Raw genomic sequence first — 14,518 nt, forward strand, 5'->3', positions numbered from 1 at the left:
AATCTCCCCTCGTGTTTACTTTTCTCGTTTATAAAAAGGTGTTGGGACTATTTTCGCCTTTAGGCGTTTTCCGCGAATTTCCACGTCAATTTCTGAATCAATACCTGCATGTTCACTTTTAATAAGGACAAGTCCAATATTCTTTTTCAAGGATGGTGATTGAGTTCCAGTTGTAACCTCACCAATTAGTTCTTCGCCTTTATATACTGGGTAGCCGTGACGTGGTATACCACGATCAATCATTTCAATTCCTACTAACTTTCTAGCCGCCCCTGCATCTTTTTGCTGCTTAAGTACTTCTTTACCAATAAAATCTGCTTCTTTGTTCAACTTAACTGCAAAGCCAATTCCAGCTTCTAATGGCGAAATTTCAGGAGACAATTCTTGGCCATATAGAGCTAAAGTTGCCTCAAAGCGAAGTGTATCCCGAGAACCAAGCCCGCATGGAACAACGCCTTCCTCTTCTCCAGCAGATAAAATCGCCTTCCAAAGTTCTACAGCATCTGACGCATCGCAATAAATTTCAAAGCCGTCTTCACCAGTATACCCAGTTCGTGAAACTAGTGCATTTTTTCCATTAATTTTCATTTCCCGTTGGAACTTAAAGAAGCCAATTTCAGTTAAATCGCTATCACCTGCAAGCTTTTGAAGTACTTTTTCAGCAAGTGGGCCTTGCAGCGCCAATTGAGCCATTTTTTCAGATAAATTATCTATCAAAACATGGCCCTCTAAATGGGCTTCAAGCCATTTGAAATCCTTATCAATATTCGAGGCATTCACAACAAGTAAATAATGATTGTCTTCTATTTTATAAACTAGCAGGTCATCAACAGTGCCGCCATTTTCATAGCACATTGCATTGTATTGTGCTCCGCCATTTTTAATTTTTGAAATATCGTTTGTTAACATCTTTTGCAAGTAGTTTAAGCTGTCGGGTCCTGTGACGATGATTTCCCCCATATGCGAAACATCAAATAACCCAGCCTTTGTGCGGACTGCTTCATGTTCTTCCTTGATGCTTGAGAATTGAACAGGCAGCTCCCAGCCTCCAAAATCAATCGTTTTCCCGCCATATTCCTTATACACTTCGAATAGCGGCGTGCGTTTTAATTCAGTCATCAATAATCCCCCTTTAATCAAAGATGTTTTTCATACGTTGATACCTTGTTAAATACTTTAGTGCATAAACAACAAAAAGGACAGAAACCTCCCTTTTACGAAAAAGAAGGTCTCTGTCCTTGCACCTGAAAGTTTACCTAGGCTAGGCTTTCCCCTTTGGTGGCTGCCCTTTAGTCAGCACTCTCCAGAGCTGCGTCAAACAAGAGTTCTTTTGCCTGAGAGATTCACACATTGTGCTTGCTCCTTCGGCGCTACATCAGTAGTCTCTCCCCTTGTCATCATCCGCATTATAATAATTTCAAATTCGGGTCATACTAAAATATACATCTGAAAAAAATTATTTTATTACAATATTTAAAACTTTCAAAGCTATTTACATCCTACCATTAAAGCATAATATTGAGCAATAAATTTTTCTGCAAAAGGGAGATGAAAAACATGACAGTTCAAATAGAATTTGATTCCTCTTGGCAGGATGAATTTTTACATAGAATTGAAAACGATGGCCCTTGGGGAAATCGTGAGCTTTTTAAGCTGGCGGTTGGAGTTGAAAAACATCTGATAATTCCTGATTTTGAAGGCTTACAAGCACCAAGTCATCTGCCTAATCTAACCCCGCTGCCCCATCAGCTCGAAACCGCAAAGCAGGTAATTGAAAACATGAATGGAAAAGCTATTCTTGCAGATGAAGTGGGGCTTGGAAAAACAATAGAAGCCGGACTTATATTAAAAGAATACATGATTCGCGGCCTCGTTAAAAAAGTATTAATTCTCGTTCCCGCTTCCCTAGTGACCCAATGGTCCTATGAATTAAATAGTAAGTTTTTTATTCCTGCTGTTTCTCAAAGAAAAAGCTATGTATGGGAGCAATGCGATGTAGTTGTCTCTTCGATTGATACCGCTAAACGGGACCCTCATCGTGATATCATTTATAAACAAGACTACGATTTAATTATTATTGATGAGGCACACAAACTGAAGAACAATAAGACTAAAAACTATGAGTTTGTTCAAAATCTAAAAAAGAAGTTTTGTCTTCTTCTCACTGCAACTCCGATACAAAATCGGATTGAAGAAATCTTCAATCTTGTTTCCCTATTAAAACCGGGACATTTAGGCAGTGAAACAGCATTTTATGAAAAATACAAACGGGATGCCCGCTCATTAAATGACAATGCGCATTTGAAAGAGCTGGTAAATAAGGTAATGATTCGAAACCGGCGTGCCGATACAGGTATCGAATGGACCAAAAGACATGTAGAAACGATTCCGATTGAATTTTCACCTCAAGAGAAAGAATTGTATGAAGCCATTACTGAATTAAAAAGTGAGGGTGATTGGGTTCAAGCAAGTGCTTTCTCGGTGATGACCCTACAGCGTGAAGCCTGCAGCAGCAGGGAGTCCGTATTTTATACTCTTAAAAATATGCTGCAAAAGAAGGAATATCCAACAAAGTCATACGAAGATCAAATTCAATATTTAATTTCAAAGGTAGAAGCAGTTACAACAAACTCAAAAGCAGAAAAGGCATTGGAGTTAATCCAAAAAATCGATGATAAGGTAATCATTTTCACCGAATACAGAGCGACCCAAATGTATCTTCAATGGTATTTAAAACAAAATGGGATATCATCTGTTCCTTTCCGGGGCGGTTTTAAGCGCGGGAAAAAAGACTGGATGCGTGAGCTATTTCAAAAACATGCACAAGTCCTCATAGCAACTGAAGCTGGCGGCGAGGGAATTAACCTCCAATTCTGTAATCATATAATTAATTTCGATTTACCCTGGAATCCAATGAGGCTTGAGCAAAGAATCGGCAGGATTCATCGTCTTGGCCAGGAAAAGGACGTAATGATTTATAATTTTGCCATCCAGAACACAGTTGAAGAACATATATTAAAGCTTCTATATGAAAAAATTGAACTATTTGAAAAAGTTATAGGTGATTTAGACGATATCTTAACGAAGCTAGACTTTGGAAGTATTGAAGATCATTTAATTGATATATTTGGACAATCCTGCTCTGAAGGTGAAATGCGAATTAAGATGGAAAACCTTACATCTATGATTGATTTGGCTAAAGACATGCAGAAGGAGGATTCACATGCAGCAGCTGGAAATTCATAACTTTCTCATACGCTATTTTCAGGCTAATGAATGTGAAATAACTGAAAATGGCCCTGGATACTTATCTGTTCAGTTATCGATTGAGCTTGATAAGGAATTAATGAATAGACCTTTTTATTGGCACTATTTAGAAAAAACGGGTGGAATAGCTAATCCAATGATGCTTACTCTTATTACGAATCCACAGATAGCGCCCGAAAATATAAAAGGGGAAACCATTCATTTTGGGTCTCCAAGACTGCATCAAATATTTCAATCAACAAAGAAACTATCGAGTTACATCAGACTTTATGAGAATCACCAGAATAACAATCAACAAACGCCATTAATGCCTTGGTTGTGTATGAATGTTAAGATATCGTATCAATGCGACCGGAAACGGGATATTTTTAAATCGATCGGTTTGCAGCTCATAAATGGACAAATGGTAGAGGATTTCCATGATCGTCTGCAGAATGTTCAGCTTACACCGAAAATACCAGATTATTCATTTACGCTATCGCCGCTTGTAAAACCCAAAAGCGGTTTGGCACGAATTGAAAATTATCTAAAAGCAGTAATTGATGAAGATGATCATTCTTGGGCAGAGGATGCCAGGAAGCGTTGGGAGAAGGATTTGCAGCTTCTTCACCATTTTTATGAGGATGCAGAAGAAGAAAATGAAAGTTACGAAACAGAGAAAAAAGCTTTACAGGAACAGTATGAACCAAAAATAAACATCTCGTTTATTAATGGCGGATTGTTTTATTTAACTGATAAGGCTGTTTAAATACAATAAAGAAGAAGCAGACATGATTCTGCTTCTTTACCTTTTTCTCCTATTTTTCACTTCGATATAAAAAATATAGGGAAGAATCCCAAACCAACGATACCAAAAAGATGCCTTGGCCTGCTTTCTCTCTTCCCGGAGCCGTTTTCGTTCATCTTTTGGCTGGTCCGCATATTTAACAAGAGTTTGAGTCATATATTTTACATAATCATTTGTTTTCATGGACACACCTGCCTTTATTTCTTCCCTAAAAGTATGTCCATATTTTATTTTTTCAAACTACTAACACCCTTAATAAATTTCTGCCCATTTAATCATTTTTTTTGCGGCAAGATCAAAAAAGCCGCGTCCTGCCACTGTTTCACCAGTGTGCATTTTAAGAGTAAAGTTGATTTTCTGTACTGATCCAATCGGAATGTCTGCTTGATATCCCATAATCCCTTTTTGATAGGAGAATGATCCCTTAACTGGTACAACACCACCGGATTGCAATATTTTTTCGATTTTTTTAAAAGAAGAATGGAAATAATATTCCTCCTGAAGAATCACAGTTGTTTCATATGACAATTTCCTTTCAGATAGCAATTGTTCTACACGAAAGGAAAAAATAGATAGAAACAAAATGAGTACCACTAAGGTCAATGGGTATGTAAATCCTCGTTCACTACTCCTCATATTACTGGAAACCATTCAATATAGGATTGTACTACAACACTGTATTCTCTTTCCCAGACATCTTTTACGGTAATTTTCACTGAGTTATTTATCCTCGTAAAAGTGACCATAGAAACATTCTGCAGTAATGTTTCATGTCCAGTAGAATTCACTCGCTTTCTTATATTACTGCCATACTTTTCATATAAAACTTTTTCATTACCTAGGGTTAATACTAGGTTACCTGAAACCACTTCCACTTTAGAGCTAATATGGATTTCCTTTTTTATCTGACTGCAAAATACGTCCCACTCCATGTTTTGGAGTCTTCCATTTGAATCTTTATTGTCTAATATGATTTGAAATACCGGAAACATGAAAAATACGATCGTTGTGAAGATTGAGAATGCAAAAAGCACCTCGAGGAGAGTAAAAGCTTTTTCATTCGGGTATCGCACAGGCTTCAAAACTTGGGAGAAGTGTATTTTCATCAACTTTCACACACACCTCCTTTTGTCCACTAACTGAGGTCAAACGCCAGTAAATCTTATATTCTGTTCCATTAAGAGTGATGGAGGAATGGGTATTGGTCCTGTCCTCCATTAAATTTGCTTGAAGTTCTTCAAATAAAAACTGTTTAGCTCTTTTTTCCCTTACATGCTGCTGAGATTGATTTGCAAAATCTATTAACAAAGGCACAAAAAACATACTCAGCATAAACAAAGCAGACAAGGATAATAGGAGCTCGAGTAAAAAGAAGCCATCATTCTTCCAAAACATAAAACCGTCCCTTTCCAATCAAAAGAGTTAATTTGTAATCCTCCTGAGGCGTCCGAATAAATATTGTACCGAATCTGTCTACATTCCCATTCCGATTATATTTAAAATATAGTGGGATGGTGCCCTGACCTACAGTTACCCTCGGAGAATAATTTCTTTCGACTATGCTATTAACACCCGCTGCGATGACATACGTATGCTCATTCTCTATAAAGATAACACTCACTTCAGTCTGATTAGCGATGGCATACTGCTGACCATAAAATAAATCTGCTTTTAATTGGGAAATAAAGGACTTGGTAGTAGCTATTTGGTATTGTGGCTTTATGCTAAAGACAGTTATCGAAGAGATAATTAAAAAGATGGAGAGAACAATCAAAGATTCAATCAATGTAAATCCGTTTTGATTGTAATGCATTACGTTGTTGGTTTGGCTACAGCTGTTACTTTACCTTCTGAATCAATCTGTACATTCTTTGTTCCATTTGGACAACCGGTATCTTCAATAAGATAGCCATCAGTAATTAGATTTGCCATCGTAGGCACCTTATTATTTTCCATAATATAAGACTGCACCTGTGCTTGAACCATTTTCACAAATGCCTCACAGCCTTTGTTGTTAATATTTGTATTATGCTTGGCTACATTTGGAATTGTAACAATTAATAAAACCGAAATAACCAGCATCACAATCATCATTTCAACAAGTGTAAAACCTTTTTCATTTTTCATCATTAATTCCTCCATTTTATATTGTTAGCTTTTCTATATTCCATCTAATAGCTGGAACATCGGCAATAATATTGCTAAGTACATTGATACAACAAGAAAGCCAATAAAAAGATAGAGAACAGGCTGAATCATTTTTAAGCTTTTTTCAATCCGTTCTTCCATGTTTAATAAACAGTGCTCGCTAAAAAAAAGTAATTCTTGTTCTAATTTCCCATTTTCTTGTCCATGTTTTATTATCATCGGAAATTCTCTTTCAAAGAATGGGAAGGAAGACAGGATTGACTCAAGTTTTTCACCGGTTAAAAGCTTTTGCTTAATCTCCAATCCTAGCACGCTATAAAATGGCTGCCTGTGATTCTTCTCAAATAAGAGCAGGGCTTCAAATACGGATATTCCTCCTGATAAAAGAAAACTTAGCTGGACAGAAAAATAATGGGTAAACAACAATTTGAGGATTCTTCCCACAATCGGAATTCTTACGAGTTGTGACCGTTGCTTCAGGACGGAGACTTTTCGAAACACAAAAATATAATAAGTTGCACCTGATGTTAACAGAAGCAGGAGGATAGCCATTAATATTGGAACATATGTGTCGAAAGAGGAGAGTATCTTCATAAAGAAATTTGCTTCAAGACTCATAGATTCAAAGAGACTAGTAAATTTGGGCAGCAATGATTTCTGTACAAACACTAACAAAAAACCAGTGATAAAGATAAGTAAGGCTGGATACTGTATAAGTTTTACTAATTTTTTTCTATCATTCTCCTTTACTAATGCTAGACTGCTCCCTTCTAGAAGTGCCTCCGCAAAGCTGCCATGCTGTTCTGCAAAATAGACATAACCAATTAAGTCTTTGTGAAAGCCTAGATTACCTAAGACATCATGGAATGATATCCCATTTTTCAAATCAACCAAACATTGGTATAGCTCCTCCTTTCGATTCTTTGGTAAATGCAAGGATAAGCTTTCAATTGCTTCTGCAATAGGGTACCCGCGTGCCAATAATTCTCCTATCCTTTTTAAGAAATTAGCCTGCTCATTAACAGACCAATTATGGCGCTTCATGATCATACACCAAACGATCGTATTCAGACTCTTTAATATACCCCAGAACAATCCCTTTTTTTATTACTTCTCTTACTGTCGTGTATCGCGAAATAATATTTTCTCCTTTCGCCTGTTTCATCGCAGCATTAAGATTTCTCCCTGATAGAAGTTCAAAAACACTCGCTCTTTTCCATCTTCCGTACGAATAGCAGAAGGGTGAACACTCCCCTTCGCAATATGGACATGTCAGCTCCACTAATCGCTGAGCTGTAACTGCAATGAGGGTTTGTTCTACCTCTAACCAATTTACACCAAACTCATGGAGACGGTATACTGCCCCCTTAGCATCCCTTGTATGCATTGTACTGAGCACCAAATGTCCTGTTAATGCAGCCCGCACTGCAATTTTAGCTGTTTCCGCATCACGTATTTCACCGACCATAATAATGTCGGGATCATGACGGAGAATTGCCTTTAGGCCCGCTGCATATGTTACGCCCGCTTTTTCATTCACTTGTATTTGTAAAACAGAATCGTAGTTTTTTTCGATAGGGTCTTCAAGTGTGATTACGTTACGATGAAATAGATGTGCGGTTTCATTTAAAAGGGAGTAAAGAGTTGTGGTTTTTCCTGATCCGGTTGGACCAGTAAAGATAATTAATCCATGTGCGTGTTTGAGAAGGGCAAGTAGTTTTCTGGTCATTCCAGGAAAAAGTGAGAGTTGGTGAAAGGGAATCTGTTCTTGTTGAGGAAGTAGTCTGATCACCAGACTTTCTCGATTGTTAGATGGAAGGGTTGAAAGTCTAAGACCCATTAATTTCCCATCCACTTCACAAAAAATCGCACCGCTTTGTGGGCGTCTTCGTTCTCCGATATCCATATTTGCAGTAAATTTAAAATGTGAAATTAACCTGTCGCATTCATCTTTTGGAAGTGATAACCGGGGAATGAGTTTGTTCGTTAAGCGGATTTGAATGAGAGTGTCTTTCTTTCTGGGTACAATGTGAATATCTGTAGCTTGGTTTCTAGCAGCATCTGTGATAATCCTGTTTGCTAGTATCTCGATTGAACTTACAATGAGTAACACCACCTTTTATTTTGTCTTTGTAGTAATTCGACATCATTCATGCTATTCCTTCAAGATTCTTTCTTTTTTAAAAAAATATTTTTGGAGTTTATTACTTCGTAATCCCCTAAAAAACAACTATTGACAAACAGGATGTATAATTTTTGTATAACACTTGTTTAACCAAACCCCGATGTACATTCTTCAAATGTGAACAATTTCTAAACATATAGTGTTAACATTGTTAACCTCATTCCCATGTTTAAATAGCTGTATTATAATTGGATTAAATTATGGGGGTTCGAGGTGAACAGAGATGGAACAAACATTAAAGATAACAAATGTTTTATCAGATCCAACTAGGTATTACATCTATCAATACATTACAAAACGTCACCAAGAAGTAACTGTACAAGAGGTGGCTGAGAACTTTAATATTCATCCAAATGTTGCAAGATTACATTTATCAAAACTTGAAGATGTTAACATGTTAGCTTCTGAAACTAAAAAGACTGGTAAGGGCGGCCGACCAAGTAGATTATACCGTTTATCGGACGATGTAATTCAATTGCACTTCCCGTTCCGGGATTATATGCTTCTATCCAAAGTAGCAATTACTACGATGCTTACATTAGGTGAAGCTGGTAAACAAGCTCTTTATTTAACTGGTAAGCGTTTTGGAACTGAAGTAATTGAGCAGGAATTGACAAGAAGATCCTTTGGGGAAGAAATAGAATTTGATCAAAAGCTAACCATATTAAAAAGTGCGGCAACATTAGCAGGATTCTATCCAGAATTCGAAGTTAATGGGGATCACACAAAAATTTACTTCCAGATTTACAATTGTCCGTTCAAAGAAGTTGCAGAGGAACACGAAAGTGTTTGTGCTATGCATCATGAGTTCCTAAAAGGAATGTTTGAAGCATTATTTGACAATGTGGAGCTAGTTGAGAAAGAAAATATCATATCTGGATGTGAAACTTGCTCTTACCAGGCGCTTGTTTCAAACTAATTTGAAACTTTATTTACATTTGAACTCCTTTTCTTTATAATATTTCTTGATGGTACCGTAGGGGAAAAGGAGGGATACATATGGATCGTATGTACAGGGTCTTGGGTTTCTGGACAGGTATTTTCACCGTAATGTTCTATTTAGGTGATATGGATAAAACTGCCATGCTTTTCTTAGCCCAAACTGGATTCTTTGTTTTGTTAAGCTATCTAAAATTATCCGAACGTATGTACATGTATGTTTTCTGTGGGTATTTGACAGTATTCTTCGCAGGCTTCACTTATTGGACAACATTTATGATGCCGCTGGGTGGAGGACATTGAGAAGATATTAACACATAAAAAACACCGGACCTATTCCGGTGTTTTTTATTCTATAAATAGATTACCTTTAATACCTTTTTGTTGAATAACTATATGGAAAAACGAGCTCATACCAGACGGCATTATCAAACTGCGAATAGCACGATTTCGTTTGCTTACCTCTGAAAATGGATTTGGATCATAATGGTTTTCTAACTCCTTTAATATTCCTGCTTTAAGTAAAAACTCATCCTGCCTAAGCTTTGAATGGAATAACAATTCTGCCTGCTTACCCTTTTGTATTAGCCAATCAAAATGAATGTGTGTTGTTATGTCCATTTCTCCAGGGTGCTCCAAAACATCATGAATCATTTGGTGCTGATAATATCCCCTTAAGCTACCCTTTATTCTTGAAGGCTGCTTCCAGTCCTCCTTGGTATATCCATAATCCGCTGTTACTACAAGCCCCCTCTTTAACACGAGGGATATATCTTGCACCATCCCTTCCATTAACAAAGGCACTTCTATTCGCTGCTTATCCTTTAATACCAAACCGCTTTCCTCTAAAAAAGTATAGATCGATGAATTGGTTAGCGGAACATTTTCCTCATATAAGGTTTCATTTTTCATTCCCACCATAACCTCATACAATTGACCGTTCACTTTCTCAATTACATGAACAGGCATGGCATCAAATAATTCATTGGAAAAGACCATCCCTTCAAACGCTTCAAGTTCATCAAGCCTGGTTACTTGCGTTACAGTATAGGCAGGCTTTAATAATTCATTTTGCAAACTCAAATGATAGGGACTGCTCTCTACAATTATGTATTTTAATGGAGTTTTGATGGAATCCTCCCATTCCTGTAAAAAGGCATGAGAAAAGCGGCCATTTCCTGCACCAATTTCACAAAATATAGGTTCTAAATCATTTTCTTTACAAACATTTGCGAACCATTTTGCAATTATTTTCCCATAAATATCAGAAATATTACTTGTCGTAATAAAATCTCCTTGGCTGCCAATTTTTTGTTTATGTTTCATATAGTATCCTAGTTCAGGATGATAGAGGACTGCCTCAATATACTCTGCATAGGATATTAAGTTTAGTTCTGAGTTTGAAATTAACCTCTTTAAATAGCTAAACATAATTTTTTCCTTCTTTCATTTTACATCATTGACACAGTGATAACTTTGTTATATTGTAAATTTAGTAGCTTAACTATATCCCTCCCATTATTTATAATAGGACATCCCCCAGAAAAGCCCTTCTCCGACGAGAAGGGCTTTTCTATGGAACAAATCCGTCTAGCGCAAGCAGCCTAGGCGCTACCGCTTTGGGATTTAAAAACCATTCAAAAACGGATTACTATCCATTTCTTCTCCAATTGTGGTTATAGGTCCATGCCCCGATAAAACAGCTGTTTCTTCAGGTAAAAATAATAATTTTTCATGGATACTCTTCATTAATTGTTTATGGTTACCCCCTGGGAGGTCTGTTCGACCAATACTGCTCTTAAATAGTGCATCCCCTGATACCACAAATCCCTCGGACTCAAAGTAATAGGATACACTCCCAGGCGAATGCCCTGGAGTCTCAAAAATAGAGAACGTAAAATCACCTATAGTTAACGTTTCCTCTTGTTTTAAGATATAGTCTGCTCTTTTCATTTTCATCAACTCTTGCATTTGAAAAAACTTCGATCCATTTAAAGCAGGATCTATCAGCCAATCTTCTTCCTCTTCATGAATATAAACAGGAATCTTAAAGTACTCTCTTACCTCATCAACGGCACCAATATGGTCAAAATGTGCATGAGTTAAAAAAATTGCAATTGGTCTGAGTTCTCTCTTTGTTAACCACTTAATTAGCTTTTTCCCTTCACTGCCTGGATCAAAGACTAAACAGGATTTGTCAGGTCTTTCAACTATGTAACAATTTGTTTGTAATACCCCTAGAGGGATTTGAGACCATTTCATTTCTTTCATTACCTCCAACTATTTTTACCTTACTATTATTTTACACTATGAAAGCATCATTGCTAACTTTTTTAGCCCTCGACAAATGATAAAAAAGAATATAAAATAAGAATCGAATGTATATAATATTCTTACATAACTATTTTAGAGATTTGGGCTAAGCCCAAGTATTATCTAATAAAGGGGGCTTTATTAATGGGAGTAGTTATTATTTTTGCTTTGGTTGCCTTACTTGCTGCTTATGGTGCATTCACTGCCCTAAAAAATAAAAATTTCTTAGGGGCATTTTGGGCAGTAGCAACATTGGCTGTTTTTGGCTGGTTTGCAATCATGACCCTTATTGAAAGTGGTTTTCCTACAGCACACTAAGCTCGGGGAAAAATGAAAGACTGCCAACCGGCAGTCTTTTTATTTTTCTACGAGCTCAGATATTTCTTTTGTTTCTAAATTAATGATTTTTTCAAAACGATTTCCATACAGTGCAGCTTCCCCAGTAGGTGAGAGCAGAATTGGTTCATTCTTCTGTCCTTGTAAAATCATATCGCTGTCACCCTTATTAATATCATAGCTTACAAGTTCAAAGCCTTCTGTGTAAGCATCGGATTCTACACTTTTTATGGGCTTAAAGGTAATGAATTTCCCTTTACTTTCATTAAAGTCATGGTAAGGAACTAACCAGCCTGAGAACATTGTCAGATGAGGGATAGAAAAAGAAAATAGCTGCTTTTTGTCCTTATTATAAAAACGATATGATGCTTGTAACTGCTCCTCATCTTCGGCGGTGACAGTCATTAGAGTATTTTGATAGGATGAGAACTGAAGTACATCATTGAATAGTACTTCCTCACTTTCTACTCCCATTTTCTTTAACATGAGTGGCGCAAAAAGTGAAGGGCTCGTTTCATCCCATTTCAGATAGGCCACTTCATCTTTCCCTATCCACTTAATAAATGGCTGAGGAATTGATAATTCAGTTGTTTTACTTTGTTCAATATTAAGCAGAAGCATTTGATATGTCCAATCTTCATTAAAAGAAGAGATTAGAATCTCCGACTCATTAAATGGGTTCCATTCAAAGGCTAATTCATACGAGGGGAAAGATTTCTTTATTCGTTCAGAGCCCTCAGGAGATAGGATGATAACCTGTCCTTCATAGGTGGAAGGAGAAGTTTGTATTAGTATATTCTTTTTTGATGGGCTAACCTGTAAGGTGACAATTGGGTCCTCACACTTATATAGTAATTCACTTTTACCAGTTAAAAGATTATAAAAATATACAGATGATGATTGCTCAAGATTAGTAATATAGAGTAACTGATGGTCAGAAAACCAGCTCCCTATTTTATAGAATTCACCTTTAGGAATTTCAATTGGGAGTTTCCAAGCTTCTACTGGCTGAGAGGGTTTGTTATGACCCTTATCAATTTCTTTAGAAGGGCTGGGCTTGGCATCTTGTTGGTGCGTGCAAGCACTAAATAAGGAGACAAAAATGAGTAAAAACATGATTTGGAACATATATTTAATATTCATTTTACTACTATTTAAACCCACTTTTCTCCTCCCTCCCATTTCTTCTTAATAATTAGTACGTTATTATTACAAAAATGTTTCAATAATAACAGAATTATTTTAAAAATAAGAAAAAAGTCGCAGCTGTACGACTTTTCTTATTTTCAAATAACCATCACAATAGTTTATTTTAATGTCATTGATTTCATTTTACAAGTAGTGGAAGTACTATTTACAAATAAAGTGAGGCTAGAAAAATACCCTCAACTTTTTGGAGAATGTCATTAAATTGAGATAGGGGCAATGGATTTATTCCCCTTCCAAGTTCTAAAGTAAAACCAGGGCGTTTAAACTCTTGAATATACCAATCCTTGAATCCCGCATGACTATCTACATTTCGTATCGCCTTGTATCCACTGACTCGTTCGAATTCCTTTGCCAGGACTTCTGATTCTGGAGGTTCGAAGCCTTCATATCCCCAATAGAACTCTTCGCCTTGAGTATGAAAGGCCAGAATTCGATCGTAATGATTTTCTTTCATTAAATCTGCCATCGCAATTGCTTCTGGTTCTGATAATGAAGACTTGCCTGGATAATCTCTAGGTGCAGGAGACTTAGGCTCCTTCCGCTCCTGCTCAATCTCCCAATTCGCCGGAAACTGGTTGTTTAAGTCTACCCCTCTTATATTTGCCTTCCAATGAACAAATTCATTGCTGCCTTCATTAATATTTACGACTTCATCCCGACGGCTTGTAGGTGGACCATTTAATACTAGGTCTACCCCGTCTGGATTTACCAATGGTACAATTGATAACTCCGTTTCATTATATAAATTTATTGTATTAATTCCCCTTATTGCAGTCCGATTTGTTAATGAATGGAGGTACTGATTCGCTAGGGTCATTAATACCATCGTTGTAATCCATTCGTTTGCATGAAAAGAGGCGTTCATATGAACCTTTTTTAACCCTTTTCCTATTCTAATTTCTTGAATGGGCTTCCCTAAAACACTAGTGCCTATTGTATCAACATGAATAAATGGATAATACTTCTTAAGAGTTTTTATTTGCTTCACTAGTATCCTTGAATCAAATGGTAATTTCGGAATAAGATTTTGCTTTGAAATTCGTTCTGGCAGATAGAGAAATTCACCTGGAATTAATCGATTGGGATCTTTCATTTGATTTAGAATCATCATAGCGTCAATCGGTACTTTTTTTTCATTTCCGATTTTCCACAAAGTATCGTCTTCTTTAATTGTGTACGGAACAGAAACGTAGCCTGGAATGACTATTTTTGCACCTGATTTCAAACTAAAAGCTTCTACCTTCTCGTTTGAATCGGTAATAAGTTCAAGCGGAACCATAAATAATCGGCCATAATACGAAAATGAATCACCTTCACGGACTCGAACTTCCATT

The 14,518-nt window shown here is 36.7% G+C and carries 18 protein-coding genes and 1 riboswitch; of the genes, 5 read left to right on the plus strand and 13 right to left on the minus strand.

Translation table 11 applies throughout. The features are described 5' to 3' along the window. Window positions 1–15: 15 nt before the first annotated feature. Window positions 16–1,119: a glycine cleavage system aminomethyltransferase GcvT gene (gene gcvT / locus MLOOGBEN_RS04720; protein ID WP_179157110.1), complete on the minus strand. Its 1,104-nt coding sequence runs from the start codon at window positions 1,117–1,119 to the stop codon at window positions 16–18. 193 nt (window positions 1,120–1,312) lie between these two features. Further along, window positions 1,313–1,401, minus strand: a riboswitch (glycine riboswitch). Between the two features lie 156 nt (window positions 1,402–1,557). Between gcvT and MLOOGBEN_RS04725 the strand changes: the two genes are divergently transcribed. Both MLOOGBEN_RS04725 and MLOOGBEN_RS04730 read left to right on the plus strand, forming a co-directional pair. Next, the gene (locus MLOOGBEN_RS04725) at window positions 1,558–3,246 is read left to right on the plus strand and encodes a DEAD/DEAH box helicase (protein WP_179157111.1); all 1,689 of its coding nucleotides are present in this window, start codon (window positions 1,558–1,560) and stop codon (window positions 3,244–3,246) included. Then, window positions 3,224–4,015 carry a YqhG family protein gene (locus MLOOGBEN_RS04730; RefSeq protein ID WP_179157112.1) on the plus strand — a complete coding sequence of 264 codons (792 nt, stop codon included), beginning with the start codon at window positions 3,224–3,226 and terminating at the stop codon, window positions 4,013–4,015. The genes MLOOGBEN_RS04725 and MLOOGBEN_RS04730 overlap by 23 nt, the downstream gene beginning before the upstream one ends. Window positions 4,016–4,051: 36 nt before the next feature. Here MLOOGBEN_RS04730 and MLOOGBEN_RS04735 read toward each other — a convergent pair whose 3' ends face one another. The 8 genes from MLOOGBEN_RS04735 to comGA form a co-directional block, all read right to left on the minus strand. Then, a complete protein-coding gene (locus tag MLOOGBEN_RS04735; protein ID WP_179157113.1) occupies window positions 4,052–4,237 on the minus strand; it encodes a YqzE family protein in 186 nt (61 codons plus the stop codon). A 69-nt stretch (window positions 4,238–4,306) separates the two neighbouring features. After that, on the minus strand, window positions 4,307–4,648 hold the full coding sequence (gene comGG / locus MLOOGBEN_RS04740) for a competence type IV pilus minor pilin ComGG (RefSeq protein WP_368737762.1): 342 nt from the start codon (window positions 4,646–4,648) through the stop codon (window positions 4,307–4,309). A 38-nt stretch (window positions 4,649–4,686) separates the two neighbouring features. Further along, on the minus strand, window positions 4,687–5,160 hold the full coding sequence (gene comGF, locus MLOOGBEN_RS04745) for a competence type IV pilus minor pilin ComGF (protein ID WP_179157324.1): 474 nt from the start codon (window positions 5,158–5,160) through the stop codon (window positions 4,687–4,689). Beyond that, on the minus strand, window positions 5,111–5,449 hold the full coding sequence (locus MLOOGBEN_RS04750) for a hypothetical protein (RefSeq protein WP_179157115.1): 339 nt from the start codon (window positions 5,447–5,449) through the stop codon (window positions 5,111–5,113). Before MLOOGBEN_RS04750 ends, comGF begins: the two co-directional genes overlap by 50 nt. After that, window positions 5,433–5,867 carry a competence type IV pilus minor pilin ComGD gene (gene comGD, locus MLOOGBEN_RS04755; RefSeq protein WP_179157116.1) on the minus strand — a complete coding sequence of 145 codons (435 nt, stop codon included), beginning with the start codon at window positions 5,865–5,867 and terminating at the stop codon, window positions 5,433–5,435. The genes MLOOGBEN_RS04750 and comGD overlap by 17 nt, the downstream gene beginning before the upstream one ends. After that, a complete protein-coding gene (gene comGC / locus MLOOGBEN_RS04760) occupies window positions 5,867–6,181 on the minus strand; it encodes a competence type IV pilus major pilin ComGC (RefSeq protein WP_179157117.1) in 315 nt (104 codons plus the stop codon). The genes comGD and comGC overlap by 1 nt, the downstream gene beginning before the upstream one ends. A gap of 33 nt (window positions 6,182–6,214) precedes the next feature. After that, entirely contained in the window at window positions 6,215–7,246 is a 1,032-nt protein-coding gene (gene comGB / locus MLOOGBEN_RS04765) for a competence type IV pilus assembly protein ComGB (RefSeq protein ID WP_179157118.1), read from the minus strand. Then, window positions 7,233–8,318 carry a competence type IV pilus ATPase ComGA gene (comGA, locus tag MLOOGBEN_RS04770; protein WP_179157119.1) on the minus strand — a complete coding sequence of 362 codons (1,086 nt, stop codon included), beginning with the start codon at window positions 8,316–8,318 and terminating at the stop codon, window positions 7,233–7,235. Before comGA ends, comGB begins: the two co-directional genes overlap by 14 nt. A gap of 292 nt (window positions 8,319–8,610) precedes the next feature. Between comGA and MLOOGBEN_RS04775 the strand changes: the two genes are divergently transcribed. Beyond that, a complete protein-coding gene (locus MLOOGBEN_RS04775; protein ID WP_179157120.1) occupies window positions 8,611–9,306 on the plus strand; it encodes a helix-turn-helix transcriptional regulator in 696 nt (231 codons plus the stop codon). Between the two features lie 80 nt (window positions 9,307–9,386). After that, the gene (locus tag MLOOGBEN_RS04780) at window positions 9,387–9,629 is read left to right on the plus strand and encodes a DUF2626 domain-containing protein (protein ID WP_095247095.1); all 243 of its coding nucleotides are present in this window, start codon (window positions 9,387–9,389) and stop codon (window positions 9,627–9,629) included. Between the two features lie 45 nt (window positions 9,630–9,674). On the opposite strand, the gene MLOOGBEN_RS04785 is transcribed toward MLOOGBEN_RS04780, so the two are convergent. Both MLOOGBEN_RS04785 and MLOOGBEN_RS04790 read right to left on the minus strand, forming a co-directional pair. Next, entirely contained in the window at window positions 9,675–10,757 is a 1,083-nt protein-coding gene (locus tag MLOOGBEN_RS04785; protein WP_179157121.1) for a class I SAM-dependent methyltransferase, read from the minus strand. Window positions 10,758–10,952: 195 nt separating this feature from the next. Beyond that, entirely contained in the window at window positions 10,953–11,588 is a 636-nt protein-coding gene (locus tag MLOOGBEN_RS04790) for an MBL fold metallo-hydrolase (protein WP_179157122.1), read from the minus strand. Between the two features lie 195 nt (window positions 11,589–11,783). On the opposite strand from MLOOGBEN_RS04790, the gene MLOOGBEN_RS04795 reads away from it, so the two are divergent. Further along, window positions 11,784–11,957 carry a DUF2759 domain-containing protein gene (locus MLOOGBEN_RS04795; protein WP_179157123.1) on the plus strand — a complete coding sequence of 58 codons (174 nt, stop codon included), beginning with the start codon at window positions 11,784–11,786 and terminating at the stop codon, window positions 11,955–11,957. A gap of 39 nt (window positions 11,958–11,996) precedes the next feature. Here MLOOGBEN_RS04795 and MLOOGBEN_RS04800 read toward each other — a convergent pair whose 3' ends face one another. Beyond that, a complete protein-coding gene (locus tag MLOOGBEN_RS04800) occupies window positions 11,997–13,139 on the minus strand; it encodes a YqgU-like beta propeller domain-containing protein (protein ID WP_179157124.1) in 1,143 nt (380 codons plus the stop codon). 190 nt (window positions 13,140–13,329) lie between these two features. After that, entirely contained in the window at window positions 13,330–14,517 is a 1,188-nt protein-coding gene (locus MLOOGBEN_RS04805; protein WP_179157125.1) for a M14 family metallopeptidase, read from the minus strand. Window position 14,518 lies beyond the last annotated feature (1 nt).

Source organism: Bacillus sp. EB106-08-02-XG196 (assembly GCF_013396335.1).
Lineage (GTDB): Bacteria > Bacillota > Bacilli > Bacillales > Cytobacillaceae > Neobacillus.

Coding starts and splice junctions, on each gene's coding strand:
- gcvT (WP_179157110.1), bottom strand. CDS start 1,119: ATGACTGAATTAAAACGCACGCCGCTATTCGAAGTGTATAAGGAATAT.
- MLOOGBEN_RS04725 (WP_179157111.1), top strand. CDS start 1,558: ATGACAGTTCAAATAGAATTTGATTCCTCTTGGCAGGATGAATTTTTA.
- MLOOGBEN_RS04730 (WP_179157112.1), top strand. CDS start 3,224: ATGCAGCAGCTGGAAATTCATAACTTTCTCATACGCTATTTTCAGGCT.
- MLOOGBEN_RS04735 (WP_179157113.1), bottom strand. CDS start 4,237: ATGAAAACAAATGATTATGTAAAATATATGACTCAAACTCTTGTTAAA.
- comGF (WP_179157324.1), bottom strand. CDS start 5,160: ATGAAAATACACTTCTCCCAAGTTTTGAAGCCTGTGCGATACCCGAAT.
- MLOOGBEN_RS04750 (WP_179157115.1), bottom strand. CDS start 5,449: ATGTTTTGGAAGAATGATGGCTTCTTTTTACTCGAGCTCCTATTATCC.
- comGD (WP_179157116.1), bottom strand. CDS start 5,867: ATGCATTACAATCAAAACGGATTTACATTGATTGAATCTTTGATTGTT.
- comGC (WP_179157117.1), bottom strand. CDS start 6,181: ATGAAAAATGAAAAAGGTTTTACACTTGTTGAAATGATGATTGTGATG.
- comGB (WP_179157118.1), bottom strand. CDS start 7,246: ATGAAGCGCCATAATTGGTCTGTTAATGAGCAGGCTAATTTCTTAAAA.
- MLOOGBEN_RS04775 (WP_179157120.1), top strand. CDS start 8,611: ATGGAACAAACATTAAAGATAACAAATGTTTTATCAGATCCAACTAGG.
- MLOOGBEN_RS04780 (WP_095247095.1), top strand. CDS start 9,387: ATGGATCGTATGTACAGGGTCTTGGGTTTCTGGACAGGTATTTTCACC.
- MLOOGBEN_RS04785 (WP_179157121.1), bottom strand. CDS start 10,757: ATGTTTAGCTATTTAAAGAGGTTAATTTCAAACTCAGAACTAAACTTA.
- MLOOGBEN_RS04790 (WP_179157122.1), bottom strand. CDS start 11,588: ATGAAATGGTCTCAAATCCCTCTAGGGGTATTACAAACAAATTGTTAC.
- MLOOGBEN_RS04795 (WP_179157123.1), top strand. CDS start 11,784: ATGGGAGTAGTTATTATTTTTGCTTTGGTTGCCTTACTTGCTGCTTAT.
- MLOOGBEN_RS04805 (WP_179157125.1), bottom strand. CDS start 14,517: ATGGAAGTTCGAGTCCGTGAAGGTGATTCATTTTCGTATTATGGCCGA.